This is a genomic window from Micromonospora sp. NPDC004551, from assembly GCF_040609975.1.
Classification (GTDB): domain Bacteria; phylum Actinomycetota; class Actinomycetes; order Mycobacteriales; family Micromonosporaceae; genus Micromonospora.
In genome coordinates this window covers 1-26,328 of the sequence record NZ_JBEXLM010000032.1, presented here as the reverse complement: position 1 = coordinate 26,328, position 26,328 = coordinate 1, and the positions used below count along the sequence as shown (strand labels likewise).

26 protein-coding genes and 2 pseudogenes are annotated in these 26,328 nt (G+C 67.4%); 10 read left to right on the top strand and 18 right to left on the bottom strand.

The window, feature by feature from the left end:
• Nucleotides 1-3: 3 nt before the first annotated feature.
• Nucleotides 4-1,242: an efflux RND transporter periplasmic adaptor subunit gene (locus tag ABZW14_RS28360; protein WP_355352191.1), complete on the bottom strand. Its 1,239-nt coding sequence runs from the start codon at nucleotides 1,240-1,242 to the stop codon at nucleotides 4-6.
• A gap of 554 nt (nucleotides 1,243-1,796) precedes the next feature.
• Between ABZW14_RS28360 and ABZW14_RS28355 the strand changes: the two genes are divergently transcribed.
• Nucleotides 1,797-2,066: a hypothetical protein gene (locus ABZW14_RS28355; protein ID WP_355352188.1), complete on the top strand. Its 270-nt coding sequence runs from the start codon at nucleotides 1,797-1,799 to the stop codon at nucleotides 2,064-2,066.
• Nucleotides 2,067-2,147: 81 nt separating this feature from the next.
• On the opposite strand, the gene ABZW14_RS28350 is transcribed toward ABZW14_RS28355, so the two are convergent.
• The 4 genes and pseudogenes from ABZW14_RS28350 to ABZW14_RS28335 all read right to left on the bottom strand — a co-directional run.
• Nucleotides 2,148-3,797, bottom strand: a complete 1,650-nt coding sequence (locus ABZW14_RS28350) for a CotH kinase family protein (RefSeq protein ID WP_355352185.1) — start codon at nucleotides 3,795-3,797, stop codon at nucleotides 2,148-2,150.
• Nucleotides 3,798-3,838: 41 nt separating this feature from the next.
• Nucleotides 3,839-4,516 (bottom strand): DUF4956 domain-containing protein, encoded by a 678-nt coding sequence (locus tag ABZW14_RS28345; RefSeq protein ID WP_355352182.1) that lies wholly within the window; start codon nucleotides 4,514-4,516, stop codon nucleotides 3,839-3,841.
• 3 nt (nucleotides 4,517-4,519) lie between these two features.
• Nucleotides 4,520-5,422, bottom strand: a complete 903-nt coding sequence (locus tag ABZW14_RS28340; protein WP_355352179.1) for a polyphosphate polymerase domain-containing protein — start codon at nucleotides 5,420-5,422, stop codon at nucleotides 4,520-4,522.
• Between the two features lie 349 nt (nucleotides 5,423-5,771).
• Nucleotides 5,772-5,954: pseudogene (locus ABZW14_RS28335) on the bottom strand (DUF5996 family protein); the annotation flags it as partial.
• Here ABZW14_RS28335 and ABZW14_RS28330 point away from each other — a divergent pair.
• A complete protein-coding gene (locus ABZW14_RS28330; protein WP_355352301.1) occupies nucleotides 5,942-5,995 on the top strand; it encodes a hypothetical protein in 54 nt (17 codons plus the stop codon). The pseudogene ABZW14_RS28335 and the gene ABZW14_RS28330 overlap by 13 nt on opposite strands.
• Here the strand turns inward: ABZW14_RS28330 and ABZW14_RS28325 are convergent.
• The 3 genes from ABZW14_RS28325 to ABZW14_RS28315 all read right to left on the bottom strand — a co-directional run bounded on the left by ABZW14_RS28325 (nucleotide 5,976) and on the right by ABZW14_RS28315 (nucleotide 8,469).
• Entirely contained in the window at nucleotides 5,976-6,608 is a 633-nt protein-coding gene (locus ABZW14_RS28325) for a DUF5996 family protein (RefSeq protein WP_355352176.1), read from the bottom strand. The two genes, ABZW14_RS28330 and ABZW14_RS28325, sit on opposite strands and share 20 nt — an antisense overlap.
• A gap of 144 nt (nucleotides 6,609-6,752) precedes the next feature.
• Nucleotides 6,753-7,472, bottom strand: coding sequence for an alpha/beta hydrolase (locus tag ABZW14_RS28320; RefSeq protein ID WP_355352173.1), 720 nt, complete (start codon nucleotides 7,470-7,472; stop codon nucleotides 6,753-6,755).
• A gap of 388 nt (nucleotides 7,473-7,860) precedes the next feature.
• A complete protein-coding gene (locus tag ABZW14_RS28315) occupies nucleotides 7,861-8,469 on the bottom strand; it encodes a hypothetical protein (protein WP_355352170.1) in 609 nt (202 codons plus the stop codon).
• 452 nt (nucleotides 8,470-8,921) lie between these two features.
• On the opposite strand from ABZW14_RS28315, the gene ABZW14_RS28310 reads away from it, so the two are divergent.
• A complete protein-coding gene (locus ABZW14_RS28310) occupies nucleotides 8,922-9,329 on the top strand; it encodes an SIS domain-containing protein (RefSeq protein ID WP_355352168.1) in 408 nt (135 codons plus the stop codon).
• Between the two features lie 201 nt (nucleotides 9,330-9,530).
• Here the strand turns inward: ABZW14_RS28310 and ABZW14_RS28305 are convergent, their stop codons facing one another.
• Entirely contained in the window at nucleotides 9,531-10,382 is an 852-nt protein-coding gene (locus ABZW14_RS28305) for an alpha/beta hydrolase (RefSeq protein ID WP_355352165.1), read from the bottom strand.
• 661 nt (nucleotides 10,383-11,043) lie between these two features.
• Between ABZW14_RS28305 and ABZW14_RS28300 the strand changes: the two genes are divergently transcribed.
• Nucleotides 11,044-12,024 carry an RHS repeat-associated core domain-containing protein gene (locus ABZW14_RS28300; RefSeq protein WP_355352298.1) on the top strand — a complete coding sequence of 327 codons (981 nt, stop codon included), beginning with the start codon at nucleotides 11,044-11,046 and terminating at the stop codon, nucleotides 12,022-12,024.
• Between the two features lie 3 nt (nucleotides 12,025-12,027).
• Here the strand turns inward: ABZW14_RS28300 and ABZW14_RS28295 are convergent, their stop codons facing one another.
• Nucleotides 12,028-13,491: an NF041680 family putative transposase gene (locus tag ABZW14_RS28295; RefSeq protein WP_355352162.1), complete on the bottom strand. Its 1,464-nt coding sequence runs from the start codon at nucleotides 13,489-13,491 to the stop codon at nucleotides 12,028-12,030.
• Between the two features lie 288 nt (nucleotides 13,492-13,779).
• Nucleotides 13,780-14,142: a DUF4262 domain-containing protein gene (locus ABZW14_RS28290; RefSeq protein WP_355352159.1), complete on the bottom strand. Its 363-nt coding sequence runs from the start codon at nucleotides 14,140-14,142 to the stop codon at nucleotides 13,780-13,782.
• A 314-nt stretch (nucleotides 14,143-14,456) separates the two neighbouring features.
• On the opposite strand from ABZW14_RS28290, the gene ABZW14_RS28285 reads away from it, so the two are divergent.
• Together ABZW14_RS28285 and ABZW14_RS28280 are read left to right on the top strand one after the other, a co-directional pair.
• On the top strand, nucleotides 14,457-15,146 hold the full coding sequence (locus ABZW14_RS28285; protein ID WP_355352156.1) for a class I SAM-dependent methyltransferase: 690 nt from the start codon (nucleotides 14,457-14,459) through the stop codon (nucleotides 15,144-15,146).
• A gap of 188 nt (nucleotides 15,147-15,334) precedes the next feature.
• A pseudogene (locus ABZW14_RS28280) lies at nucleotides 15,335-16,227 on the top strand (IS5 family transposase).
• 30 nt (nucleotides 16,228-16,257) lie between these two features.
• Here ABZW14_RS28280 and ABZW14_RS28275 read toward each other — a convergent pair.
• The gene (locus ABZW14_RS28275; RefSeq protein ID WP_355352153.1) at nucleotides 16,258-17,292 is read right to left on the bottom strand and encodes an IS110 family transposase; all 1,035 of its coding nucleotides are present in this window, start codon (nucleotides 17,290-17,292) and stop codon (nucleotides 16,258-16,260) included.
• 249 nt (nucleotides 17,293-17,541) lie between these two features.
• On the opposite strand from ABZW14_RS28275, the gene ABZW14_RS28270 reads away from it, so the two are divergent.
• Nucleotides 17,542-18,828, top strand: coding sequence for an IS256 family transposase (locus tag ABZW14_RS28270; protein ID WP_355352150.1), 1,287 nt, complete (start codon nucleotides 17,542-17,544; stop codon nucleotides 18,826-18,828).
• A 50-nt stretch (nucleotides 18,829-18,878) separates the two neighbouring features.
• Here the strand turns inward: ABZW14_RS28270 and ABZW14_RS28265 are convergent, their stop codons facing one another.
• The 5 genes from ABZW14_RS28265 to ABZW14_RS28245 form a co-directional block, all read right to left on the bottom strand.
• Nucleotides 18,879-19,343, bottom strand: coding sequence for a hypothetical protein (locus ABZW14_RS28265; protein ID WP_355352147.1), 465 nt, complete (start codon nucleotides 19,341-19,343; stop codon nucleotides 18,879-18,881).
• 27 nt (nucleotides 19,344-19,370) lie between these two features.
• A complete protein-coding gene (locus tag ABZW14_RS28260) occupies nucleotides 19,371-20,246 on the bottom strand; it encodes a transposase (RefSeq protein WP_355352144.1) in 876 nt (291 codons plus the stop codon).
• Nucleotides 20,247-20,373: 127 nt separating this feature from the next.
• Nucleotides 20,374-20,940 (bottom strand): hypothetical protein, encoded by a 567-nt coding sequence (locus ABZW14_RS28255; RefSeq protein ID WP_355352141.1) that lies wholly within the window; start codon nucleotides 20,938-20,940, stop codon nucleotides 20,374-20,376.
• Between the two features lie 476 nt (nucleotides 20,941-21,416).
• Complete coding sequence (locus ABZW14_RS28250; RefSeq protein WP_355352138.1) at nucleotides 21,417-22,319, bottom strand: IS5 family transposase; 903 nt, start codon at nucleotides 22,317-22,319, stop codon at nucleotides 21,417-21,419.
• 91 nt (nucleotides 22,320-22,410) lie between these two features.
• Nucleotides 22,411-23,028 (bottom strand): hypothetical protein, encoded by a 618-nt coding sequence (locus ABZW14_RS28245; RefSeq protein ID WP_355352135.1) that lies wholly within the window; start codon nucleotides 23,026-23,028, stop codon nucleotides 22,411-22,413.
• 108 nt (nucleotides 23,029-23,136) lie between these two features.
• On the opposite strand from ABZW14_RS28245, the gene ABZW14_RS28240 reads away from it, so the two are divergent.
• The 3 genes from ABZW14_RS28240 (at nucleotide 23,137) to ABZW14_RS28230 (ending at nucleotide 25,054) form a co-directional block, all read left to right on the top strand.
• A complete protein-coding gene (locus ABZW14_RS28240; RefSeq protein WP_355352132.1) occupies nucleotides 23,137-23,400 on the top strand; it encodes a DUF2283 domain-containing protein in 264 nt (87 codons plus the stop codon).
• Between the two features lie 148 nt (nucleotides 23,401-23,548).
• Nucleotides 23,549-24,040: a hypothetical protein gene (locus ABZW14_RS28235; protein ID WP_355352129.1), complete on the top strand. Its 492-nt coding sequence runs from the start codon at nucleotides 23,549-23,551 to the stop codon at nucleotides 24,038-24,040.
• A gap of 666 nt (nucleotides 24,041-24,706) precedes the next feature.
• Nucleotides 24,707-25,054, top strand: coding sequence for an immunity 8 family protein (locus ABZW14_RS28230; RefSeq protein WP_355352126.1), 348 nt, complete (start codon nucleotides 24,707-24,709; stop codon nucleotides 25,052-25,054).
• An 806-nt stretch (nucleotides 25,055-25,860) separates the two neighbouring features.
• On the opposite strand, the gene ABZW14_RS28225 is transcribed toward ABZW14_RS28230, so the two are convergent.
• A partial coding sequence (locus ABZW14_RS28225) for a transposase (RefSeq protein WP_355352123.1) occupies nucleotides 25,861-26,328 on the bottom strand: 468 nt, incomplete at its 5' end.

Genomic DNA, 26,328 nt, shown 5'->3' with positions numbered 1-26,328 from the left:
GAGTCAGCTAGGACTTCCCTTTGCGCCAGCTGTGACGATCTCGTCGCCTTCGATGAGCCCGCTCGTGATCTCCGTGTACTGGTCGCCGCGCAGCCCGATGCCGACGGCGCGGACCTGATCACCGGCGGCCGTCCTGAGCACGACGGTGTCATCGCCGTGTACCGCGGCCGAGGGCGCCCGCAACACATCGGCGGCCTCACCGGTCCGCACCCGGACGTTCGCGCTCTGGCCGACGAGAAGCCCCCTCGGGACCTCCTCGAAGGCGAGCACGACGCCGTAGCGCACCAGATTCCCGTCGGCGGTCCCCACCGGGTCGACCCGCACGATTCGGGCGGCGAACTCCTCGCCGGGCCGGTTGGCGAGCGTGACGGTCGCGCTCTGGCCCATCTCCAGACGGCCCGCGTAGGCCTCCGGAACATCCGCCGCCACCTGCATGCCTCCCACGTCGGCAAGCGTGACGAAGGCGCTGCCGGCGCCGACGTCGGCACCCACCGCGCCGGCCACCGTGAGCACCTTGCCGCCGATCGGCGCCTTGATCGTGGCTCCGACGAGCTGATCCTCCGCTTCGGCCAAGGCGAGCTCGGCGCTGGTTACCCGCTGCTGCGCGGCGAGCACGGGATCCCCGGACCGCTGGGTGGAACATTCGCCGTTCCGGCCGCCGCCCGGCGCCTGACCGCCGGGTGCCTGGCCACCGCCCGGTTCCTGGCCGCCGGCCGAGCGGGACGGTTGGCTCGCGGGCGGTCGAACCGATCGCGACGGCGACGGTTGGCTGCTCGGCGACACGGACGGGACCGCGGACGGCGACGGTGTGGCGGACGGCGACGGGGTCTGGCTGCCACCGCCGACCAGGGCAACCGAGAGGACCTGCACGCCACGGACGGCGGTGATGGGGCAGGCAGCCGGGCCCGCGTCGGCCGCCGCCTCCGCCTCGTCGAGCGCGTCCTGCGCGTCGTCGAGTGACCGTCGACGCTCGTTCACCCGCTTCTTGGCGGCGGTGGCGTCGATCTCGGCGAGTACCTGACCGGTCTGCACCTCGTCGCCGGGGCGTACGTTGACCGCCGTCACCGTGCCATCGGTGCTGAAGCCGAGCGTTCGGGTCTGTGCGGGCTCGAGCTTTCCGGTCGTCGCGACGGCCGTGACGACCTCACCCCGGTCGACCCGCGCGGTGCTGGTGGCACCGGACCGAGCCGGCTCTCCCCGGTGCGACCTCCATACCACCGCCGTGACGCCGAGCACGACCATCACGGCGAGGCCGCACACGGCGAGCCTGCCGTGGCCTCGCCATCTTCTTCGGAGGAAGCCCATAAGCGGCGAGTATCGGTGGCTCACCTCGCAGATGGCTGAGCCGTACCTCGAAGTTCCCTCAGAGTCGATTCGAAGGGTTCTTTGAGCTTGACCTGACCTGGCGCGGAGGTGGTGACGGTTGCATGGGCCGGTGTGCCGCGGAACGTTTCCGACCCCGGCGGCACGACGAGGATGGAGGATCTGTGTCTCTGCGCACGCGACAGTCTCCCCGCACGCGATGGACCCTGGCGGTGGCTGCCGGGTCGGCAGCGCTGTTCATGGCGGCCGGTTGCGGCTCGGATGGTGACGGTGGGCCCGATGGCCCCAGCCAGGCGCCCGCGGGCGCGCCGGAGGGTGTCTCAGCATACCTCGGCTGCCTCCGCGACCAGGGCATCGACATCTCGAACACCCTCCCCTCGGGGCGTCCCAGCGGGTTCCCGTCCGGGCGCCCGACCGCGTTCCCGTCCGGGCGTCCCACCGGGTTCCCGTCCGGCGGGCCGGGTGGCGGACGGATGGACGGCTTCCGTCCCGCAGGGGTTGACGACGCGACCTGGCAGAAGGCACAGGAGGCCTGCGCGTCGGTGCGGCCCACCGGTGGCCCGGGAGGTCCCGGCGGCCCGGCGGGCGGCAACAGTGACGCGGGCGCGGCCTACCGCAACTGCCTCGCCGACCGCGGTGTCGACCTTCGGGCCAACCCGGCGACGACCGATCCCAAGGTGGCCGAGGCCGTGAAGGCGTGTGGGGTGCTCCGCCCCACCGCCTCCGCCACCGCCACGCCGTAAGGGAGCGACGCCTGCGGGCGGTGGTGTGTGCTCGCACATCACCGCCCGCAGCATCCCGCGTCTCGTCAGCCGACTACCGCGTCACCCGCTGGTGATGACGCTGTCGGTGGCGAGGTGCTCGGTGCGTTGCCGAACGAGCGTCTTCAGTTGTTCGACGTCTGTCGCGGTCTTCTGCTGGTCGTACCCCGCGACCGTGGACAGGACCTTGGTGATGCTGTCGACGGCGTTCAACGCGGTGCCGTTCGCGTAGATCTTGCGGTAGAGGTCGCGGTACGCGTTCTCGTACACGGGCTTGAAGGCGGCGCTGGCGAGGAAACGTTCCTTGAGCCTGTGGCCGCCGAAGCTGTTCGGCCGGCCCTGCGCGTCACCGCCCGGACCCGGCATACCCTGCGGAGGTTGCATTCCCTCGGGTAGTTGCATGCCCTCCGGTAGCTGCATGCCATCGGGCGGTTGCATGCCCTCGGGTGCAACGCCCCCACCGGCCGGGAATCGGCCACCCATCCGACCGGCGTCGTGCGGGCCCTGGGTGGCGTCGCCGGTGAGGGCGAGGTTGTAGTCCCAGCCGACCACGGTGAACTTCTTCGTGTCCAGGTCGTACCACAGGTAGTAGTTGCGGCCCGGCCCGGCCATGTCGTCGAAGTTGAGCAGCAGGTTCTGCACGGCCAGATAGCGGGCGAGGGCCTGCGCGTCGACATGGTCGCCCAGGTGGGCGTCGAAGTCGGCGTCGCTGCTGGTGTTGACCCACCTGATCAGGTTGATGACGGGCTGGATATCCTGGCTGCCCTTCATGGTGATCTGTTTGAAGTCGTCCGCGTAGCTGGTGGGGTCGTCGCCCTGGTCGGTGAACTGCCCGGTGGCCAGGCTCTTGTACAGCACGCCGTCGGTGCCCAGCGTGTCGGCGAAGCCCTCGTCCGGGTGCTCGACGATGAGCCGGGCGGTGGTGGGCCGGTCGTTGACGGTGAAAGCCGTGTACGCGTACCGCTGGGCGGTCTCGTCCGCGGCGGCCAGCACATTCAGCGACACCGCCTCGTTGAGGACAGTCGAGCCGCCGCCCATACCGGCGACTCGCACGGCGATCTCGCGATGGCCCTGGTAGCGGCGTCCCTCGACGAACTCGTCGAAGCGGATCAGCCACGGCAGGCTCTCCGGCTCCTCGGCCTTGAGCGCTGCCCGGGCGAATCCGCCCGGACCCGCGCCACCCGGACCCGCGCCGCCCGGAGCCCTGCCGCCCGGCGCACCCGCCGGGTCCCCGCCAGGGAAGCCCCTCGCGGGGGTGTCGCCGCCTGGCTGTGGTTGCTGCCCGGCGCCAGGGGGACGGCCGGGGCCGAACCCCCCCTGCCGGGCTTCGCCGTTACGGGTCAAGCCGGCGAGAGTGGAGTTGCCCTTCAACCGGATACCGACGCTGGGTATGCGCGTGCCGTCGACCGTCAGGTCAGCCTCGAGGAAGCCTTTCTCGCCCTCCTGCCAGAACTCGTCGAGCAACCGCTGGTAGTCCTCGTCGCGAAAGGTCACCGTGATCCGGTGAGCCACGGCCGCGTCGAACAGGTCCGTTGTACCGCCGATGTTCTGGCGCACCTGGTCGGCGGTGGTGGCGCTGCTGGTCACCAGCGGTGTGACCCGTACGGTGCTGAACACCACCGCGCACACCACGACGAACGCCGCGCAGGTGGCGAGCAGTTTCCAGTAGTGCCGTACCCGCACCGGAATCCGGTGCGCCAGCCGCCGCCGCATCGCGACACCCGAGGGCGTCGGAGACGTCTGCGATGGTGTCATCACAGGTCCGTCTGGTCGTAGCCGGTCAGCACGGTCACCCGCTGCCCGCCGGTCCGCTCGCCGAGGGCCGCGATCAGGTCGCCAGGTCCCTGGCCCTTCTTGAGCCGGACGGTGTACATCATCTCGGTCAGCGCACCGCCGCGGATCGACTCCATGCTGACCAGCTCGAACTCGCTGGTGTGGGCAATGAGCACGTCCTGGATTTGCGCGGTGTAGTCGCCGTCCGGCGGGACCTGGACCTTCACCACCTGCCGCTGGATGCTGGAGGCGAACCAGTTGAACCGGTACATGACGAGGATGATGAGACAGATCGCCACGGCGGCGACGACTGCCAGGGTGTAGAACCGGGTGCCCGCGGCCATGCCGATGCCCATCACCAGGAAGATGAAGCCGACATCGCGGGTCTCCTTGATGGCGTTGCGGAATCGTACGACCGACAGCGCTCCGACGAGCGCGAACGCGCGGGCGATGTTCGACCCGACCACGAGCATGATCAGAGCGATGAGCATGCCGAGGATAACGAGGGTCTGCACGTAGGACTGGCTGTAGGAGACGTTGCGGTGGGTGAACCGGTAGACCCAACCGATCATGGCGCTGAGCACGAACGACAGCGACAGCGCGATGACGATGTCGCCGACGCTGAACGTGCCGGACAGATCCTGGACGTCGAATGGCATCGGTCAGGCCTCACTTCGGGCAGCAGCCGGCACCGGAGCGCCGGAGGAGTCGTCATCGGAAACATGGAAAACAGATCGGGGCGCGCGACCGAACGCCTCGACGCTCTGGCAGTACTTCGAGATCCGCACCACTGACATGTTCAGCTCGGCCGCGAGATCGGTGAGCCAGTACGGGACCCGCTCGTTCGCCTTCAGCTCCACGACTGCGAGCCGGGCTGGGATGATGAGCCGGTTCTCGGCGTCCGCGCCGAGGTCGAAGTCGCGGTCGCGGCCGCGGACCCGCTGGTCGACGGTGACGCGGAGGCCGGCTTCGGCGCCGCGACCGACGAACGCCTCACGCTGATACCCGGTCATCGCCACCGGGCGCAGGTCCAGCCGACAGAGCAGATCCAGGACCTCCTCGAGGAATGCCCGCTGGCCCGGCTCGTGCGCGACCATCTCCCGGCGGTCGCACAGGTCACGAGCGAGGTGGTACGGCAACGCGACGCGGCGCTTCTGCGTGACCCGGTTGACCCGTTGCTTGATCTCTACGAACACCGTGCTGTCGTCGTCGACGGTCGACCGGTCGCCGTAGTGCCGCACCCGCAGCTTGCGCCGGAATCGCAGGCCCTCGATCTTTTCCCAGTAGAACCGGAGATCACGGGTGTCGTAGTAGACGCTCCAGACGCCGTAGCCGCCGCCGACGCCGTGACTGTCGGCGTCGAGCCGCCGGGCGAGTTCCTTACGCAGCACGGGCACGGCCACGCTCGGCATCAGATACTTGATCTCGTAGCGATTGAAGGCGTGCAGCCTGCTCGGTGCCCGCAGCGCATGACCGACGTGATCGTCGCTGCGGTCCTGCCCGGCGGACGGGATCGATCGGCCGGCGTCTGGTGGTCCACCCCCGCCGGAGCGGTCCGGCGGCACAGCAGGTCGTCGGAACGGCAGTCGCATCCTGGTAGCCCATCTGATTACGGTCGGGACGACGGGGACGTAACCAGGTGAACCTCAAAGCAGCCTTTGAACGCGGTAGGAACTGCAAGTGAACGCGGAGTGTACGACGGGTTGACCACTTTGATGATCAGGCATTCGCTTTGGTGGACACCGCCGTTGCCCGAGCGTGGACGGCATCGAGTCACGTTGGTACCCGTGGACAGGGTGCGTATTGGGTGCGCAGCTTGCTGGTGTCCCAGTCGGCGCGGTGGGCGCCGGCCTGGTGGGCTTTCCAGTAGGTGAGGACCGTCGCGCGGGGGTCGGCGGCGCCGCGGGCATCGTCCTACGTCAGCAGCGCGAGGTGGGCGCCCCGGTTCTCGACCCAGCGTGCCTGCGCGGGTTGCAGCGGTTCGTCGGTGAGGCCGTCGGGCTCTGGCGCGATGTAGGAGCAGAAGGCCGGTTCGGGAATGTTCTTGTCACCGAACCAGAAGCTGGCGCTGATCACCTCGTGCGATGCACCACTTCTGGCACACCATCGACATTGCGGTCACCCGCTTCTCCGGCTGAAGGTGCCGCAGCCGGACGCCGTCGACCCGGTGACCCGCGAGGCGTACTCCCGGGTTGGATTTGGCGTCGCACCGGGCGGCCTACTCCTCCAGCACAAGCCCCACCTGCCTGCCGGGGCCGTTTCACCCAGTACCGGTCGTACGCGGTGTGCGTGGCGTCCTCGACGAAGGGGATGCTGCCGGTCAGATAGTAGGGTTTGGCCTCGATGTGGACGCGGATGCCGGGGTACGACAGCGCGGTGAAGCTCGTGGAATGCCGCGACGGACAGGCCGGGCAGCGGGAAGGAACCTGTCTGACCGGCGAGGGTGTTGAGGACCAGCCCGGGGTCGGCGAAGTCGAAGTCGATGGAAAACATCACATCCCGACCCGTGGGTCGGGACGTGATGCCGCGGTCGGTCAGGTGGAACGGCACTTGCCACCAGTGGGCGCGCGGCGCTGCCTGGTACAGCCGGATCTTGCCGACGCGGCGATCAGCCGCTGCGCGGCGTCGTCGATACGGGTCGCGGTCTGGACCATGGTCAGGTCGATGTGCCCGCTGGGTTTGGTCTTGCCGCTCGGCCTTGTCGACTGACCAGCGACCCTGGTCGCCGTCGAGGTCCTTCGCCCGAGGCATGGCGGCCCATCGCCGCCCGCGGCCTCACCCAGCTGATTCTGTAGGCGACGGATGAGCCGACCGGACGCTGAGTTCTTGACCGTGGGCACGCCCCCCGGCTCCTTGCCGGCCGCGAGGTGCTCCACCGCTGCCTGCGGCTGGATGTCATCTGCGTGCTTGGCCTGCCGGCATCGCGGTCCGGGTTTCGGCCGCCGTCCTGATGAGTTGTGCCGCTTCGTCGGGGTGGGAAACCATCGCGACGTGGCTGGCAGGGACTTCGATGCTGGTCGCGCCCATGCGGCTGGCGAACATCCGCTGCGCGTCCGGCGGGATGGCCTGGTCCTGCGTGGCGATCAGGTACCAGGACGGTAGCGATTTCCAGGCCGGGACGGCCATCGCCTCCGAGAAGATTGCGCCGGCGATCGGCTGCTGTACGGAGTGCATCACCTTGGCCCGGACCGGGTCGACGTCGGCCGCGAAGTGCTGGACGAACTCGTCCTGCGGCTGCCACATGAAGCCCTGCTTGTCGGTGACCAGGTGCTCCAGTGCCGGCGGTGTGGGGCCCTGCGACAGCAGCGCGCCGAGGGATTCCCCGTTGTCGAGCCCGAAGGCCGCGATGTACACCAGTCCGACCACGTTCGGCGCGTCGGTGCCGAGGGCGGTCATGATCTGGCCGCCGTAGGAGTGCCCGGCCACGATCGTCGGGCCGTCCTGCAGGGTGAGAACTTGGCGTAGCCGGGCGACATCATCGGCCGTCGAGGTTAGGGGGAACTGTGGGGCCGTCACGTGGTAGCCGCCGGCCTGTAGACGCTCGATGACGCCACTCCAGCACGAGCCGTCGGCCCATGCGCCATGGACGAGGACGATATTCGGTCGGCCATTCATGGGGCTTCCTTCCCTACTGGGTGCGGTGTTCATTTCGGCCCATGCTGTCCCGCAGGCATGGGGCCTCCTTCTGCCGATGCCATGAGCAGAGGCAGTCACGTTGCGAATACCAAAGCGGCCTCGGCGTAAACGTGCTGCGTCCGGCTTGTCGGCTCCGGAAGTGCCGTGCCAGGCGCACGGACCGCTATATCCGCAAGCCTCGGCAGCGATGCCGGCGGCCGCCGCTCAACGGAAGGCGGCGAGAAGGCACCGATACGAACAGCAAGAGCCGACACGAGGCTTTGCAAGGCGGGGAGGGCATGCCCTGCCAGCAGGCGACATCGGATGACACTGCGATCTCCCGCAACCGCGTGTTCGCGCCGACATGCTCGTCGTTGCCGCGCAACGATCAGCCGCTCAGCCAGATCGAGGCCCGCTTGATGAACGCGAGCTGGGCGGCGTAGGCGACCAGTGCGACCGCCACGCCGAGCACGATCGCAAACGTGGGGGATCCGCCCGCCACTCCGGTCAGCAGGGTCGCGCCCAGGCCGACCAACAGTGCGTTGACGGCGCCCACCATAGCCGCCGTGGTCAGTAGCAACTGCCAGCGAGAGGCACCGCCGCCAACCGCCGCGGCGATCGTCTGCGTGTCGCCCCCACCGGTCACCGCGTCGGCGAAGAAGTCGTGCTCGCCGGCGAACTGGCGGTGGTAGTAGGCGCGGATGCGCTGGATGCGCTTGAGATCCAGCGAGTTCTCCACCATGTTCTCCACCAGCCTTGCGAAGGTGAGCAGCCCGGTGATCACCAGGGTCGGCAGCACCGCCCCCAGGTACGGCTTGGTCAGGTGTGCGCTGCTAGAGACGAAGCCCAGCCCGATCAGCGAGGCGGAAAGCAGTGACAGGAACACGGTCGCCCGCCCGACGGACTCGGTGATCGTGGCGCTACGCGACGTCTGGGGCACGAAGTGTTCGGTGGTCAAGGCGTTGAGCAGCCCCTGCTCTCGCGCGTCCTGGTCCATGCCACCGCCCCCTCCGGTGCCGGCCGCCCCTCACGCAGGGCCGGACAAGGTACTTTCGCGGGGTCAACCCACGCTGACTGAGCCTCCGGCGGTCCGGCCGTGGTGACGGACGACAAGACCAGCCCTCGATGGCGCATGAGGCGGCCCGGGACTCGTGGATACGGGCCGCCCGTCACATCCTCGAAGACGAGGAGTCGGCCCTGCCGGACATCACGGAAATTGGACCGTACATTCACCAGGCTCGGATCTATGGCAGGGGAGTGGCGTGGCCTCGGCGGGGGACCAGGGAGGGAGCTACCGGCGGTGGACCTTGGCGCAGGTGGACCGATGGCTCAACTGGGTGCACGACAGGCACGACGAGTTCGACTACCGCTACATCCACTTGGCGTAGTTGGCCGCTCGTGCTCCTGATCGGCGTGACGACGAGATCACCCTGACCGTAGAGCCCGACGGTGGTGTCGTGTTGCAAGCGGGCAACGACGACATCTGGGCTGCGGTGGCGGACGACGGCACCCAGTTCGTTGATCACCTGCAGCGGCGGTACTGCCGGGACCGATACCCGGGGTGACGGCTTGGTGGTGATCTCCGGATCGGGCGAGACGCCGGTAGCGCTCCACCTGGCCAGACTCGCTGTCGGCTTCGGCGCTGACCTGCTCGCCGTCACCACCCGTGCCGACAGTACCCTCGCCCGACTGGCGAGCGCCGTCATCGAGGTGCCAACCGCCGGGACAGGTCAGTTCGGTGGTTCCCTGTTCGAGCAGAGCGCACTGCTACTGCTCGACGCGGTCGTCCTCGATCTCACCGGCTCCCAGTCGGATGCGTATGCGCTGATGCATGCACGGCACGCCAACCTGCAGTAGACGTCGCAGCGCTGAGGCGGTCGGACGGTGGTGGCCCCAGTTCGACAGCTGGGGAGGCAACCGTCTCCATCATCCGACGCATCATGTACCGGGCATTACGTTTATTGACGGGTTCACTCCGGGTGGGCTGCCGTGATCACCTGCATCCAGGCATGTTGAACGACCGTTCAAGCGGACGGACGCCGGGGTTAAGTACATCTTTTAGCTCGCACCGACGTGCCGATATCCGCCGCTGATCCACTCGGCGATCAGGCCGCCATACGCCTCGGGTGCTTGTTCCCATGCGAAGTGACCGGCGTCGAGAGGATGGATCTCGCTGCTGGGAAGGAGGTCGTGGAGGTACTGGTTGTTGGACCACGGCACAAGGTCATCATTGCGTCCGGCGAGGATCTGGGTCGGCGTGGCGATCGTCGGGAGGAGGCCGCGCAAGACCTGGTTCTGTTTTGGGTAGTCGCGCACGAAGCGAGCGGACTCGGCGAATCGCCCAAGGTCGTAGGCGCTGACGTAGTCCTCGTGGACTTCGGGTTCGCTGTCGCTTCCGGCGACCGCCTCGACTGTCTGACCGATGTTGGCTCTGGCATTCAGCCCGCGTACGACGTCAAGGCTCGGTGCTTCGATGATGTCCTTGAGTGCGCCGCCCACCTCAATGGGAAAGCGGACCGCGCCGCCCCCGATCGTCAAGCTCGTGACTCGCTCCGGTGTCCTCGCCGCGAGGAAGAGGGCCGCTGCCGTTCCGACATCTGGACCGACGATATGAGGAGATCCGAGGGCCCATTCGTCGATCAGGCGGGCCAGGAACGCTCCCGAAGCGTCCGGTGCGATCAGTTCCGAGCGGCCATCGGAATGGCCGAATCCCGGCATGTCGATGGCGACAACCCGCCCGACCGCTGAGAGGCAGCTCCAGATGCGGCGGAAGGCCCACAGGGTTTCGGGCCACGGCGCCAGCAGCAGAACCGTGATATCGGAGTCTGCCCTGTTGTCGGCGTACCTCACCCGCACCCCGTCGCAGACGCGGAAGTAAGTAGAAATTGGCGAAAGCGCCTCAGCGCTCACCTGATGGTCTCCTCTCCAGCGCTCTCACGCTGTCGCGTCCGTCGACGATCGGCCCACCGGTCTGCGTCGCCCTGGGACTTCTGCCATAGCGACTCTCCCTGCCCTCGGCCTGTCATCGCAGCCGAACACGAGAACACGTGTGAGCAGCGACGTGATCATCGGGCAGGATGGGAAGCCGACGGTGCCTGCTGACCGCGCACGTTGCCGAATTCGCTTCGTCAGGTCAACGCGGGCCGCGCCGGCCCGGCCCGGTCTGCTGCCAGCCTCCGGCCGGCATCGGCCGGGCCGGCCGGCCACTCTGACGGACGACTAGACCACGAAGACACGCGGCTGTGCCCCGAACCCCCGCCCCGCCGCCGAAGGTCCTGGCCGTGGTCATCGTGACCATGTTCGCCAGCCTGATCATGTCCACCGCATGCCGCCAGACGGGGGCATGAACGGCGCGACCACGGGAAGAGCCGCACTGAGCGCCATTGGGTCGAGGAGGGCAGCCGTACGACAGACATCCGGACCGGGGGATTGACTGGACCGGGCGACGCGGACGAAGCCGACGACCCGGTCCTGTCGAGACGGGTTGTGATGCGGCTGCTGGTGCTGTTGGCCGTCGCCTCCGGTTGCCTCGACGTGTTCTGCCTGACCCGGCACCCGCACCGTCGCCGGTATCAAAACCGACTACACCTTCACCACCGAAAACCAGTTCGACACCGCCACCGTCACCGCCGGTAACGGCACCGAACAAACCAAGCACCTCTACGACGCCGACGGCGGCCTCCTCATCCGCACCGACCCCACCGGCAAAAGCCTCTACCTCGGCAGCGAAGAACTCCGCCTCGAAGGCAAGAACCTAACTGGGAACCGCTACTACACCCACAACGACGCGACCATCGCCGTCCGCACCAAGAACGGACTCGACTGGCTCGCCGCTGACCACCAAACCAGCGCCAACCTCACCGTCGACCCCACCACCGGCGCCATCCAACGACGCTGGTACACCCCCTACGGAGCCGACCGCACCGGCGCCACCGGCTGGCCCACCGACCGACGCTTCCTCAACGCACCCATCAACACCTCCACCAAACTCCTCGATGTCGGCGCGCGCGAATACGACCCCGAGACGGGCACCTTCATCTCCCCGGACCCCCTCCTCGACCCCGAGAACCCGAACAGCCTCAACCCCTTCGCCTACGCACACCACAACCCCATTACCCTCAGTGACCCCAGCGGCCTCCCTCCAGAGTGGCTTTGGGGAATCGGCGGCAGCAAACTCAGCGACAACCAACGCGCCATGGTGGTCGTGGGCCCCACAGCCGTCGCCGCGGTGGCAGTCTGCGCGGCCACCGCAGGCATCGGCTGCGCCATCATGACGGGCGCCGCCATCGGGACCGGTCTAGGTGCAGCCTTCGCACCAGGGGGCCAACGCTCCCAAGGCGCGCTGATCGGAGGACTTGCTGGAGCGGTCGGCGGTGGAGTCGGCGGCCTCCTGGGCGGAACCGCAGGCATCGCTGAGATCTCCTACCCGCGGCTCGCTGCTGCTGGAGCAGCAGCTGGCGTCTCCGAGAACGCGACTAACCAGCTTGTCTCAACCGGAACCATCGACTGGCGACAACTCCTCGCCGGCGTTCTGGGCGGGGCCCTAGCTTGATCTTTAACCTGTTCGGCGTGGGCGGGGATTCGCGGTCTTCGTCTTCTTGGTGCCCGGTTTGTTGGTCTTCTTGGTGGTCGCGATGTGGACGTCGTGACGTGGGGTGGGCCGGGTGTTGCGGCGGCCGGGTGGCCGTCCAGGTCCTGGCCGGGAGGGTTTCGGTGCCCCAGCGGGGCAGGTGGATTTCGCGCGGAGGTGTCGGAACCCTCTCCGGACGCGGGCGGGTGACAGGCGCTGCGGTGGTGCTGGTTTCTCCCAGGGGCGGCGCAGGTCGACGGCCGCGGCGCGGGCCAGGCGGAGCTGGGTGTGGGCGGCGAGGATCAGCCAGGTCCAGAGGTCGGCTGCCTGCGGTGTGCGGATTTTCGGGCAGGTCCAGCCGAGGGTCTGTTTGAACAGGCGGAATGTGTGCTCGATGTCGAAGCGGCGCAGGAACGTCTGCCAGAGCCGGTCGACGTCAGCGGTGGTGGGGTCGACGCCGGACCACCACAGCCACACCGGTTTCGGGGTCGCGCCGCTGGGCAGGTGGGCGACCTCCAAGCGAATGACTGTTCCCTCGATGACCGGCAGCACCTTCGCCGAGTTGGTCCAGGCGTTCCGGTGGGTCAGCCGGGGGTGCAGCCGGTTCCAGGCTCGGGCCCATGCGGTGCCGTAGAGGCGGGTGTCGGTGACGGTGGCTGCGTCGGGTTCGCCCCAGGTGGCGGGATCGCCGAAGACGAACTCGCCGCCGTGGCGGGGTGGGCGGCCGTTCGTCCCCGGCAGGCGGGGCGGTTCGGCCCGGCGTAGTACCCGGTCCGAGCGCATCCGCGCCAGGACCTGCACGGGCAGGTCGGCCAGGAGGAACGCCAGGCGGGGCGCGTCGTAGCCGGCATCGGCCACGACCAGCACGTCCGGGTCACCGGCCTGCCACTGGCCGGCAGCGACCAGCCGGCCCACGATGTCGCGCACCTGCCCGGCGGTGACCGTCGCCGCGTCGGCGCCGGGCGTCAGCCGCACCGCGTCCAACGGCGCGGTCCACGAACTGCGGCCCGCCTCGAGGGCCACGACCATCGAGTACGGCCAGCCCGGGACCATGATCGTCTGGTCCTTGCCGCGACCGTAGGTGTGGCACAGGATCCGCTGCGGCGAGGTGTGTGCGTCCGGCCGCAGCCAGCAGGTGATGTCCACCGCCAGCACGAGACGCCCGTCGGCCGCCCGAGGCAGCGGCACACCGGCCAGAGCAGTACGCAGCCGGTCGATGTCCAGCCGCCCGCAGGCGAGGGCGTCGTACAACGCCCCAAAACCACGGCGGTGCTCACCCACCAGCGACAACCTTACCAATGACCGGACCGGCCCATCGGCGCACAACACCGCGTCTGCCAGGTCGAACAACGCGTCAGCCCGCGCGGTCAAGCAGTCGTAGAACTCTCGCCGGAACCTGTCCAGGTCCCCGACGGCGTCAGCCGCAGCACGATCATGCACACTGGTCACCAGAACAGCCCTTGGTTATTGGTGCTCTTCCCTAGACAAGAAGATCATCGACCAAGGGCTGTTTCCGTGACCAGCCAGGGTCCCCAGAGGACTCGCGGAGGTTAAAGATCAAGTTAGCGACCGCGACCGCTTCTACGACCCACCGAACCTGGTGGCACGGAAAGCCGCAAAACAAAAAAGGCCAATCTTCTTCCTCGTGCTGGCCGTTGACAGGCGTTTCCGGCGACGAAGGACCTCGCGGCGAGGGGCCGGACGCGACATCGCATCCGGCCCCTCGGGGGCCGAGGTCTAAGGCTGCCCGATCAGCGGCTGCACGGCGGAGGGGAACGCGTAGGCGGTGTCCCTGGGGTAGCGGCTGTGCCAGTCAGGCCAGACAACCTGCTGCAGGCGGACGCGGTCGCGGCAGTATCGGCCGATCGGGCCGCCTGGGTGCACCTGCGCGGTCGGGTCGCCGTCGATGATGACGGCGTCGTATCCGGCGATGAGGTCGCCGATGCGCTGACCGTGATGGAAATGTTCGGTCTTGTCGTAGGCCCTGCTCGCGAGGTCGTTGAGCAGTGCTTGAGAGGTGGCCGGGTCGAGTCCGGCGACGATCAGCTCGGGGTAGTCGTGTGCGGTGAGGGGAGCCGCCGACAGCCTAGCGGTCCGCATCTGCTCCGCAAGAGGCCGACGGATGGCGGGGGAGTGATGAGAGATACCGAGAGGTGTTTCCGCTGGCAGGGACCTGGTTGCGCAGGTCGCCGGGAGGCCCATCTTGATCTCATGATCCCTCGGTCGCCATGCCGGGCCTTGACGACCGCCATTGAGACTCGGCTGGCGAGGCGCTCCACCTTGTCCCCGTCCGGGGAGGCTGCACGGTCTGACGACTGCCCGACGAGGAGATCCGCCCTTCACTTTGGCACCGAAGGTCAACACAGCCTCTACGGCGGGCCGCATAGATCACGGTTGTCTGACAGGGTGGCGCGATGAGTGTGGCGAGGTCCGCTTCTGACGCCTGGAACGACGAGTACCGACGGGGACGGTACGTTGACGAGCCTCCCGTCCCGTTCGTTGACGACATCCTTCTGACTGCCTCGGTGGAGGGCATCACCGCTGGCCTGTATGTCGGCTGCGGCAACGGCCGGAATCTCCTGCCGCTGGTCGATGGCGGCATTGACGTTCTCGGCCTGGACGTCTCCGATGAGGCGGTCCAACAGCTCGCGCAACGTCGTCCCGACCGGGCGGATCGTCTCTGGCATGGCGACTTGGACTCCCTGCCCGCCGGCGACACCTGGCCACTCGTCATCGGCATTCAGGTGTTTCAGCACGGCAACCGCGAGCAGGCGCACCGGCACGTGCGGGCCGCACAGCGGCGAGTTGAACGTGGGGGCCTGTTGTGTGTGCGAGTCAACGCCACCGGCACGGACGTGTGGCCGGCACACGAAGTCACGGAGCAGCACCCGGACGGAGGATTCACCGTGCAGTACACCGCCGGACCGAAGAACGGCCTGAGCATCCATTTCTTCAGTGACGGCGAGTTGCACCAGCTGTTCGAGGGATGGCCCGCGTTGCTACCGATCAGAGCTGACAGCACCGAGCGCACACCACCCGCCCCCGGGCAGTGGATCCAGTGGGAAGCGATCTGGCGCCGGCCGATCGACCACTCGCCGTGCTGATGACTTCGCAGCCCACATCGGGGCGCGCGCACGTATCTGGGGGAACCATTGCCGCTAGGGCCTGTGTCGAAGTCGGTGCCAGGGCTTGAGCTGGCTTGAGGATCTTCGCGTGTCGGAGATCGAGATATGGCGAGGTCTCCGGTAGATGGTTTAACGACCAAGAAAAACCGGAGACCACCGGAGACCTCGTGGACACCCTAGCGGTGACGAGGCGGTTCGATCTGACTGACGCGCAGTGGGCGGTGCTGCAGCCGCTGCTGCCTGCGGGTAAGCGACCAGGTCGACCGTCGTCATGGACCAGGCGGCAGTTGATTGACGGGATTCGGTGGCGGATCCGGGTGGGTGCCCCGTGGCGAGACGTGCCACCGCAGTACGGCTCCTGGTCTGCGGTGTATGCCCTGTTCCGGCGCTGGCAGCGCGACGGCACCTGGCAGCAAGTCCTGACGGCGTTGCAGGCCTTGGCCGACGCGGTCGGACGCATCACCTGGGACGTGTCGGTGGACTCGACCAGCGCCCGCGCCCATCAACACGCGGCCGGGGCGAGGAAAAGGGGGATCTGCAGGCCGAAGCACCCGGCGGCGTCATGGTTGAGCCGGCCGACCACGCGCTGGGTCGGTCCCGCGGCGGGTTGACCACGAAGCTGCACCTGGGCTGCGAGCAGGGACAGAAGCCCCTCGCGGTCGTGCTCACCGCCGGACACCGCGGCGACAGTCCGCAGTTCATCCCGGTCCTGACCGCGATCCGCGTTCCCCGCCTGGTCACCGGCCGCCCGAGGACCCGCCCGGACCGGGTCCTGGCCGACAAGGCCTACACCTCGAAGGCCAACCGGGCCTACCTGCGCCGACGTGGGATCGCCGCAACCATCCCGAGCAAGATCGACCAGGACGCTCACCGGCGAGCAAAAGGATCCAAGGGTGGCCGACCGCCGGCCTTCGACCCGCACCTCTACCAGCAGCGTCATGCCGTGGAGTGCGGCATCAACCGACTCAAGCGCAACCGGGCCGTGGCCACCCGCTTCGACAAGCTGGCCGTCCGCTACGAGGCCACCATCCACCTCGCAGCCATCAACGAGTGGCTGTGACCGACTTCGGGAGTGTGGATTGCTCCTCTGTCAAGCGGCGACGGGTTGGCGGGTGACGAGGTCGGCGCGTAGCGCTTGGTAGACGACGTCGGAGAGGCGCCGTTTGAGGACGCGGAGGGCCTCCAGGCCGCCGTCGCCGCCGGCTTTGCGGCGAGCGACGAGGTCCCGCGCCGGTGGGTGGCAGCGCGCTTGGGTCATGGCGATGCGGTGCAGAGCAGCGTTGAGCTGGCGGTTGCCGGTGCGGCTGAGGCGGTGTCGGGTCCGATTCGACGACCAGACGGGCAGCGGCGCGGTGCCGTTGTGGCGGGCATAGGCGGCGGCGGACCGGAACCGCAGGATGCTGGCGGTTTCGCCGAGGATCTTCGCCGCGGTCAGCGACGCGCAGCCGGGTATGGCCATCAGCGTGGGGGCGAGTTGCTCGGTCAGTGTCTTGATCTCGGCTTCAAGAGCGTCGATCTCGATGGTCAGCTGACGACATCGCTCGGTGATCGCGGCGGCGAGACGGGCGACGAGGCCGGGCAGACCGGCGAGGCGCTGGCTGATGCGATTGAGGTTGCTGCTGCGGTCCAGCGATCGAGCGGGTGGGTCCCAGTCGGCGTCGAGTTCGTGCAGGTGCCAGCGCAGCCGATTGACCGCCCGGGTGCGTTCGGCGATGAGGTCTTCGCGATGGTCGACGAGGAGCCGGACGTCGCGGTCGGGTCCGTCCAGGTGTGCCACGGGCAGGTTGTCCTCGCGCAGAGCGGCGCGGGCGACGGCCAGGGCATCGATCGGGTCAGACTTGCCGTAGGTGCGAGCGGCGTCGCGCATGTGGGCCATCAGCTTCGGCGGGACCCGGACGATGCGTTCGCCGGCGGCGAGCAGATCCTGCTCGAGGCGGCGGGTCATGTTGCGGCAGTCCTCGAGTGCCCAGACCCGGTCGGCGCCGTGCCGGCTTGCCCAACGCAGTAACGCCAGGTGGTCCTTGCTGGTGGAGCCGCAGGTCCTCGTCACGAGCTGCCGCCCATTAGCGTCGACGATGACCGCGGTGTGGGTGCGCTTGTGCGCGTCGATCCCGATGACCACCATGGGTGGTGTCTCCTTCTGACCGAGGGGATGCGGGCCGGTCGGTAGGCAGATCCCAGTCGGGCGCTGACACGCTCCTCTTAAGCCATACCGGCCGGTCCTTCACGTCCGGCAGGCCGCAGAATGCACAACAGCCACGAAGGCAAGTAACAGGTGGAGCGAACCTGCCGGACCCTTCGAGGATGACACTGGATCTAACGGTGTTTCCGGCCTAACCCATCGGGCGTTGTGCCTGGTGAGGAGGGTGCCGTGATGACCGCGACACTGGACGATGCGACCGGACGGAAGAAGCGGCCCGAGCCGTCGGCGGAGGCGAAGGCCGCCGCCGATCTGCTCCGGGCGGCTAAGGAACAGGGTCTGTCGCTGACCGGGCCGGACGGGCTGCTCAAGCAGCTGACCAAGACGGTCCTGGAGACCGCGTTGAACGAGGAGATGACCGAGCACCTCGGCTATGAGAAGCACGATCCGGCCGGTGCCGGTTCGGGCAACATCCGTAACGGCAGCCGGTCGAAGACCGTGCTGACCGACGCGTCGGGGCCGGTGCAGATCGACGTGCCACGTGACCGCGCTGGCACCTTTGAGCCGCAGATCGTGCGCAAGCGGCAACGGCGCCTCTCAGGCGTCGACGAGGTCGTGTTGTCGCTGTATGCCAAAGGCTTGACGACCGGGGAGATCTCGGCGCACTTCGCCGAGATCTACGGCGCCGCGGTCAGCAAGGAGACTATCTCCCGGATCACCGACAAGGTGATCGAGGAGATGACCGACTGGTCCCACCGGCCCTTGGATGAGATCTACGCCGCCGTGTTCATCGACGCCATCGTGGTCAAGGTCAGGGACGGGCAGGTCGCCAACCGGCCGTTCTACGCCGCGATCGGGGTCACCCTCGACGGGGAGAAGGACATCCTCGGGCTATGGGCCGGCGCCGGCGGTGAGGGCGCGAAGTTCTGGATGAGCGTGCTGACCGACCTGCGCAACCGCGGCGTGAAGGACGTGTTCTTCCTCGTCTGCGACGGCCTCAAGGGCCTGCCCGAGGTGGTCACCAACGTGTGGCCCCAGACCGTGGTGCAGACCTGCGTGATCCACCTGATCCGCAACACGTTCCGGCTCACCTCCCGCAAGTACTGGGACGAACTCAAGCGCGACATCAAGCCGATCTACACGGCCGTCAACGCTGACGCGGCCAGGGCCGCGTTCGACGACCTGGCCGACAAGTGGCGTGGCCGGTATCCGGCGGTGATCCGACTGTGGGACAACGCCTGGGCCGAGTTCATCCCGTTCCTCGACTACGACCTGGAGATCCGCACCGTCATCTGCTCGACCAACGCGATCGAGTCCCTCAACGCCCGCTACCGGCGGGCGGTCAAGGCCCGCGGCCACTTCCCCAACGAGCAGGCCGCATTGAAGTGTCTGTACCTGGTGACCCGATCCCTGGACCCCACCGGAGCAGGCAGAACCCGATGGACGATGCGCTGGAAACCCGCGTTGAACGCCTTCGCCATCACCTTCAGCGACCGCTTCCCAGCCGCTGAATCCTACTAACCAAGATCGCCGGAAACACCGTTAGCGAGACAGCCCCGCTCCTATTTCCGTCAAGCGGTCAGGGTGAACCGATCCTCCGTGGGTGAGTAGATGATCAAAGGGTGCTGTGGGTTGTCCTCCGGTGTGAGGCGCACTGGCTTTCCGAGGTGGCGTCCGAGGCTGCGCATGGAGCAGCACAGGAGGTCCAGTTGGTGCTGGCCCTGTAGATCTTCGCGGTCGAAGTGGAACACGACCTCGTCTTCGCTGAAGAAGTGGGTGTTGGCCTGCAGGTTGGGCGCTGGCCAGATGCGCATGGCGATGGACGCTTCGGAGGTGCGGGCGAAGATCTCAGCGACCTGCTGTGGTAGTGGCAGGGAGTGGTCTTCGACCGTGTAGTCGAACCGCCATCCCTGGGCTCTCACGAGGTCGATCATCCGTTGCCAGTCGGTCTCGTCGGCATCGAGGACGTAGGCCTCAAGCACCGAGCAGTCGCCCACGAACCATTCGGCGACATCGTTCCAGGTCAGGTAGTTCACTCGGACATGATCGTCCCTGCGGAGGCTTCAAGCACGCTCGATTAGGTGGTCAGCTGTGAGCAGTCGGTAGGCGTCCCGGGCGTTGTAGCGCTTGAGGCAGCGCATGATCTCGGTCTTGGTCTTGCCCTCTGCCGTGCGGCGGGTGACGTAGTCCTTGCTGGGCTGGTGGCAGCGCATGCGGACCAGCGTGATGCGCCAGAGGGCGCGGTTGGCTTCGCGGTCGCCGCCACGATGTAGGCGGTGGCGGTCGGTCCGTCCGGAGCTGGCCGGGATGGGGGCGACGCCGCAGAGCCGGGCGAAAGCCCCTTCGGAGTGCAAGCGGTGAGGGTTGTCGCCGGCGGTGGCGAGGAGTTGTCCAGCGGTGTCGACTCCGACGCCAGGCAGCGCGACCAGATCCGGGGCGGCGGCGGTGACGAGGGCGGCCAGGTGGCTGTCGAGGTCGTCGATCTCGGCCTGAAGGGCGAGCCAGCGTCGGGCGAGGCTGCGCAGAGCGAGCTTGGTGGCGGTCGCCGGATCGGACACCGTGCCAGGCCTGAGAGCGGCGCAGACGCGGATGCGTTTCTTGCCGGCCAGCCCGCGCACCAGTTGTCTCACGGGTTCGGGGGCCGAGACGATGAGCGCTTCGACCTGGCCTCCGTCTTGAATCCGAGCCTTCATCGCTCCGCGGCGGGCGACGCGCAGAGCCCGGATCATCTCGACCTGGGCGTGACGGGTCTTCGGGGTGCCGCTGGCGCGGCCGGAGATTGGGTGCAGGCTGGCAAAGCAGTCGCCGCGTCCGAAGTGCTGACCGACACCGGACAGGCACGAGGCTTTGACCTGCGGTGATGCGGTCGAGCGGTGCGGCGTGGCCTCCCAGGGAAGGCCGAAGTGGTCAGGCAGCGCGGCTGCCTTGTTGGGCGGCACCGGCTGTCGTACGGAGTCCCTCATGCCGGCCAAGAGGTGCCTTGTCCCATCGATATCTCCGGCTGGCGGCGACCAGCGGGGCGCCGTGCGTCTTTGCGGAGCGACTGCCTCGCTCGTGGTCACATCTCTAGGTGGCAGATCGACGAGCGCGAAGAGCGTGACCAACGAGCAAGGTGCACAGCGAGGACATGGCGAGAATGCCGATGTACAGACCCCAACCGACGTCGTAACGCAGGCCGTCGAGGTGCAGGATCTGTAGCCGATCACGGGCGATGTCGCCAATGTGGCCGACTGAACCGGTGGTCCACCCGCCGGCGCCGACAGTGTCGGCGCGGGGAATCTCGATCCAGGTCCAGAGCACGAGCGCGATGCCAAGGAGGGAGAGTGTGGGAGGTGCCCATCGTAGGTACGCCCAGCTTGGCGGCTGACGATCGATGCGGGCCAGCAGGATCGCGGCTGCGGCCGAGGTCGCGCTGAGCATGAGGGCGGTGCTCCAGGCGGTGGACGCGGCCCATGCCGACGCGCTGTTGGTCTCGTAGCTGCTCACCCCGTTCATGGAAACGGCCCAACCTGACTGGAACCAGGGAAGGAAGCCGCTAACCAGAACGGCGAGTGTGGCGCCGCCGATCGCCGGCCCATATCGCGATCGAGCGGTGACCTTGCGTGAGCTGGGGTTGAGGTCGTCAGTCGTCATCGTCGTCAGTGTCCCAGGGAACTACTTCACCAAATCCGCAGGATGTTTCCGACCGGCGGTCGGACGCCCCGCCGGCAGGTGCGGGCGGCGGGGAGCTCAGGACGAGAAGGGATCGGCCACGTCGGTCAAGTGGTACCTCAAAGCGGCTGAGCTTGGGCACGTCGGCGCGATGCATGCGCTGGGTTGTTGGGCCCGTGACGGGATCATCAGGCCGCCAAACAATGTGCAGGCCGTCCGATGGTTCGGTGCGGATGGTCCCGGGATGAGGCACGAGCGCTCCGACGGCCGGCCATGAGAGCATCACTCCCAGGGCCTGCTCGACCTCACGTACGCGATCCTCGTCGCCGACATCGCCGACCCGGAGGATGTGCGCCTGTCGGCAGAGTGTGGGCCTCGTTGCTGAGCGTGTCGGGTCTGAGGACGTGCGTGACGGACCAGTCTCCGGACGTGGGTGACACGTCCGGCTAGCGCGTGTTTCATAAGGCTCGGAGCCATTGGTTGATGATGGCGATGGTGACGGTGGCTTCGTAGCGGACGGCGAGTTTTTCGTAGCGGGTGGCCATGGCGCGGTGCTGCTTGAGCTGGTTGATGCCGCACTCGACGGCGTGCCGTAGCCGGTAGAGGTCTGGGTTGAAGGCGGGCGGCCGGCCGCCGTTGGATCCCTTGGCCTTGCGGTGGGCGTCCTGGTCGGCCTTGCTCGGGATGCAGACCCGCAGCTTTCGGCGGCGGGCGTACCCGCGGTTACCGCGGCTGGTGTACGCCTTGTCGGCCAGGACCAGGTCGGGACGAGTGCGGGGCCGGCCGCCACCGACCCGATAAACCTTGATCCGGTCCAGGACGGTGATGAACTGCGGGCTGTCTCCACGCTGCCCGCCGGTGATCGCCACGGCGAGGGTCTTGCGGCCCTGCTCGCAGGCCAGGTGCGTCTTGGTGGTGAACCCGCCCCTCGATCGACCCAGCCCATGATCGTCAGGCTCGGTGGCAACACCACCGGGTGGTTCCTTCTGCAGGTGGCCGTTGCGGCGGGCGCCCGCGGCGTGCTGATGGGCGCGGCTGATCGTGGAATCGACACTCACCGTCCAGTCGATCTTCCCGCCGGCGTCAGCGCCGGCCTGCAACCCGGCCAGGACCTTCGCCCACGTGCCGTCGCGCTGCCAGCGCCGGAACCAGCGATACAAGGTCTGCCACGGCGCATACACCTGCGGCACGTCCCGCCACGGGGTTCCGGTCCGGACCCGCCACCGGATCCCGTCGATGATCTGCCGTTTCGTCCACCGCGGCGGACGCCCCCGACCCGACTCCGTAGGCAGGACAGGCTGCAGCCCTGCCCACTGAGCGTCGGTGAGGTCGTGCCGCCTCGCTGCCGCTACCCTGGGCACGAGGTCTCCGGTCGGTCTTCGGTTTGCTTGGTCGCTAACCGATCTACCGGAGACCTCAACTTTTATAGATCACCGCCACGCCGGGCCTACCTCACCGTCCGGAAGCCCTTACGAAACACGGGCTAGACGATCTCTTACGGCTCAGGCTGCAAGTCCTGGCGAATGCCCTGCGAGGGGCTTGATTCCGCCTGTTATGGAGCCGCTTGGTCGGGTGGTGCGCCGGTCGGCGTAGGTGGATGCCGAACTTTTCGATCATGAACCGCCAGAACAGGGCGACTCCTTCCTGCGCTGGTCTTTGGATCCGGTCGTTTCGGCCGGTGTGGGTGATGTGCTCGACGGTGATCCAGCCGTTGGTCGAGCGGACCCTGACGACGTCGACGGGGGGTGGTGTGACGGGTTTCGGCGTGACGATGAGGTCGAACATTGAGGTCGTGCCGGCCAGCAGGGCTTCGGCTTCGAACGCGATGACGCTGTCGACGATGTCCAGCACTGGTTCGTAGGTGGCGCTGTCGTCGAGGACGCCGTGTAGGCGTGCGGCGATCGTGGGCCATGACTGTTCGCGGAACTCAGCAGACGACCCCAGGGTGCGCATTCGTTTCAGCGTGTCAGACGGCAGGGGTGGTGGCTTCGCGGTTGGAGCCGTCGGTCGCGGAGGTTCGGGTTTCCGGACCTTGAACCGGGCGACCGGTTTGACGGTGGTGATGGTCACCGAAGCGCCCCGCACCACCGCCAAGCCCGTCGCCCCGTTCAAGGCACGCAAGCCAGAGCCATCCCGGCGGCACGCCAACCATCCCGGCCATATGCCAACCTGACGACCATGCACACGCAGACACGCATCCTGCTGCTCTGCAGCTACGACAGCGACGCCGACGCGGCATACATCTACCTCGACCATCCCATCCCACCCGCGGCCGCACAGCGGGTCATACCGTTCGACCCCGACCAAGGCATGTTCAACCACGACCTCAACCCCGAGGGCCACGTCATCGGCCTGGAAATCCTCGGCGCCCACAACCGGCTACCGCCCGCTCTCCTGCAAGCCATACTGAACAGCCAAGATCAGACAAACAACAAGCCATGATCGTCTAGCCGGACGTGTCACCCAACCTCTGACACTAATCCGTCACGCAAGCGTCAAGTGGAGTACGACAATCCGTCCCACTGCATGCTTGACAGTTGACCTTGGTCTGCGACGAGACTGAGCAGGGCGCGAAGACTGGGAGGGTGCCTTGATCTCGACGGAGCTGGAACTCTTCGCGGACCACTACCAGGTCCACCTGTTCGATGACGGATCTGCGACCGGTCTTGGGGACGCCTGGACCGAAGAGGCGGTGCTCGACAACCTTGCCGTCGACACGGACGCCATGGCGGTCGGCACCACCGTCAACGTCAACGTGGCCGTGACCGTGGAGGTGTTGGAGGCAGCGCCAGAAGACGACAGCGCGGAGTTCGACCACGTCGTGGAGGCAAGCCTGCAAGTTTCCTCGGGCCGACTCGTCGTCATGGGCTGCACCGACTACGAGCCGGGGGCCGCACGGTTCCGGGTAGCGGCGGGACCGGTTCGCGTACGAGCCGCGAGAAGCAACTTGGCCGAAGCGGAACGTCGCGGCATTAATTCCGACGACGATCCGGCGACCACGGAGCGACTTCGACTGCAGGTATGGCCTGCCCCGCATACTGACCCGGTTGTCACCAAGCGCTGGAAGCCGCTGGCGGCTTAGCTCATCCACCGACCTTCTAACCCAAGGCCGCCAGCCCCCGGCATTCCGATATGGTCCGGCCATGCTGAGGGAGTTTGCGCGGCGGGAGACCTCCAGACTCATGGCATGGACCGGCGCCGACGGTCCGGTGCCAGCCGAGCCTGACGTCATCGGCGTCGAGTATCGGGGTCGCCTAGGGCACGCGTCTTCGTATGGCCTACTCATGGCATGTGCTGCCGCCACTCCAGGCATCCGGATCGACCTCACGGCTACGCTCGTTGCGTTGTCCGTCCCATGCGATGAAGCCACGTTTGGGCTGACCGAGCCGGAGTACGCGGAGGCCCTTCGCGCCGCAGGTCGCGGCCTTGCTAGGGGTCTGGTCATCACGGGCATCGGTGAGGGCTTGTATGGCTCTTCATCCTTGGTCTTCACTCGTCTGGTCGCTGTTGTCTCGCTGCTCCTGGCAACGGGTCTTGAGTCGGTTGGCGAGCCTGACCTCTGGGCAACCTGGGACAACGCCTCAGTCCTCAATTAGTCCTTAAGAGGCCTGATCGCGACCACCGACGTTGAAAGGTGCCGAGAGGTGTTTCCCCAGGCCAGGCAGGCTCTGGCCAGGTGACGCTAGGCCGCCAATTTGATCTCGTAATGCACAGGTCGTCGGGACGGGCCAGGCGGTAGCTTGCCCCCATGCGTGCGGAAGTGCGGCAGGTCCGGTTCCCGGACCTGGAAACTGGCCAGCCCTTCGATCCCGTCTACACCGTGCAGCTCGCCGAGGTGTATGTCGGTGTCTTCGGCGAGCCAGGCGAGGAGCAGTACCAGGTCACTGCGTGCACGCCTGCCGCCCTGGTCGACCTGTTGGCCAGGCAATCCTTCCTGCTGGGGCGGCACTGGCTGTTCGTGGCGGAGTTCTCGCCGGCGACGGTCGAGGCAGCCTTGCGCAAGCTGATCGGGAACATCGAGGCGCCCAGCCGTGTCGAGCTCGCTCAGAAGGTCGGTCGGATTGGCCTGTGGGAGTTCGAGGACTACCGCGGCTGATGGCCTGCCGCGCGTCACAGGGGAGGCTGGGCATCCCGTGTCCGGCGCCCACACGGGCGCGGGTCCTGCGCGACGAACGACCGTGCCAGCCGATCAGGTGTCGCCGGTCCCGGGCCCGAGATTGGGGAGCAGGTTGGGAGCAACCAGGTGCACTGAACGGCGCTGAACGGCACCCAACGGCGCCGGACAGCGCTCATCTGCACCCACCACGACCTGCGGATTCTCGTTTACGCAGGTCAGAGTGGGTGCGGCGTCCTGCTTCACACGGAGTGCTCAGCCGTTTTAGGCATCAGTCGACAGTGCTGTATGTTGCCTGGTAGGGGAGTGTCCGCAGGTCACGGCGGTAAGGAGCTGCTGAATCACCTGGCCTTGCAAGTGGGAGCAGATTGGGTGCAGGTTGGCGAAGTGGTCACCGCGCCCGAAGTGCTCACCAACACTGGACAGAGCCGAGGGCTTTGACCTGCGGTGAGGTGGGTGAGCGGTCCGGCGTGACCTCCCAGAGAACGCCGAAGTGGTCAGGGTTCGCTGCTCCCCGCCTGGCTGGTGCCGGCCGTCGTCCTGGGGCTTCTGACGCCAGTCAAGAGGGCGGTCGCGCATCGACGTATGACACTGGTACTGCCGTGCTGGCGTCGGCCGGGATCCCGTTGCCTGAGATGCGAATCCCACCCGAAAGCCTCTGACCAGGGCCTCCTACTTGGTGAGCTCTTCGGCGTGCCCGAAATCGTCACAACCGTGGCTCCGCTTCACAGGCCGACGACGTCCGCACATGCCGAGAGTAGTGCGCTCGATCATGGCTCCCCTCTGTGTCAAGACACCGCCGGGAGGAGGGTTCTATCCTGGGTCACGGCGGGTCCGGGAAGTGACTTCTCCGAAGAGCCGGCTGGGGGATGAGAGTCGGTCACGCTGGAGTCAGTAGTCGTTCCCCGGTGTCCTCCCGGGCCCGCCGCCATGGTGGCCACCGCGTCGCTGATCATGCATCGGTAGACGATGTCGGACAGGCGTCGTTTCAGGGCGCGCATCGCTTCCATTGATGTCTTGCCGGAGGCTTTCTTCCGGTCGAAGTAGGCGCGTCCTTCGGTGGGGTTGCGCAGCTGAACAGTGGCCATGATGTGCAGGACCCGGTTGATCTGCCGGTTCCCGGCACGGGAGAGCCGGTGCCGTACTTGTTCACCGGAGGAGGCGTCGATGGGGGCGGTGCCGTTCCAGGAGGCGAAGTGGGCCCGGTTCGGGAACCGGGTGATGTCGGCGATCTCGACCAGCAGCCGGGCGGCGCC

Bases quoted from the DNA above. Each gene is read 5' to 3' on its own strand.
- ABZW14_RS28320 (WP_355352173.1), bottom strand. From the start codon at position 7,472: ATGAATGGCCGACCGAATATCGTCCTCGTCCATGGCGCATGGGCCGAC.
- ABZW14_RS28240 (WP_355352132.1), top strand. From the start codon at position 23,137: ATGCACACGCAGACACGCATCCTGCTGCTCTGCAGCTACGACAGCGAC.
- ABZW14_RS28275 (WP_355352153.1), bottom strand. From the start codon at position 17,292: ATGGTGGTCATCGGGATCGACGCGCACAAGCGCACCCACACCGCGGTC.
- ABZW14_RS28255 (WP_355352141.1), bottom strand. From the start codon at position 20,940: ATGACGACTGACGACCTCAACCCCAGCTCACGCAAGGTCACCGCTCGA.
- ABZW14_RS28360 (WP_355352191.1), bottom strand. From the start codon at position 1,242: ATGGTCGTGCTCGGCGTCACGGCGGTGGTATGGAGGTCGCACCGGGGA.
- ABZW14_RS28355 (WP_355352188.1), top strand. From the start codon at position 1,797: ATGGACGGCTTCCGTCCCGCAGGGGTTGACGACGCGACCTGGCAGAAG.
- ABZW14_RS28285 (WP_355352156.1), top strand. From the start codon at position 14,457: ATGAGTGTGGCGAGGTCCGCTTCTGACGCCTGGAACGACGAGTACCGA.
- ABZW14_RS28270 (WP_355352150.1), top strand. From the start codon at position 17,542: ATGACCGCGACACTGGACGATGCGACCGGACGGAAGAAGCGGCCCGAG.
- ABZW14_RS28325 (WP_355352176.1), bottom strand. From the start codon at position 6,608: ATGCCTCGGGCGAAGGACCTCGACGGCGACCAGGGTCGCTGGTCAGTC.
- ABZW14_RS28230 (WP_355352126.1), top strand. From the start codon at position 24,707: ATGCGTGCGGAAGTGCGGCAGGTCCGGTTCCCGGACCTGGAAACTGGC.
- ABZW14_RS28290 (WP_355352159.1), bottom strand. From the start codon at position 14,142: ATGCGGACCGCTAGGCTGTCGGCGGCTCCCCTCACCGCACACGACTAC.
- ABZW14_RS28315 (WP_355352170.1), bottom strand. From the start codon at position 8,469: ATGGACCAGGACGCGCGAGAGCAGGGGCTGCTCAACGCCTTGACCACC.
- ABZW14_RS28345 (WP_355352182.1), bottom strand. From the start codon at position 4,516: ATGCCATTCGACGTCCAGGATCTGTCCGGCACGTTCAGCGTCGGCGAC.
- ABZW14_RS28350 (WP_355352185.1), bottom strand. From the start codon at position 3,797: ATGCGGCGGCGGCTGGCGCACCGGATTCCGGTGCGGGTACGGCACTAC.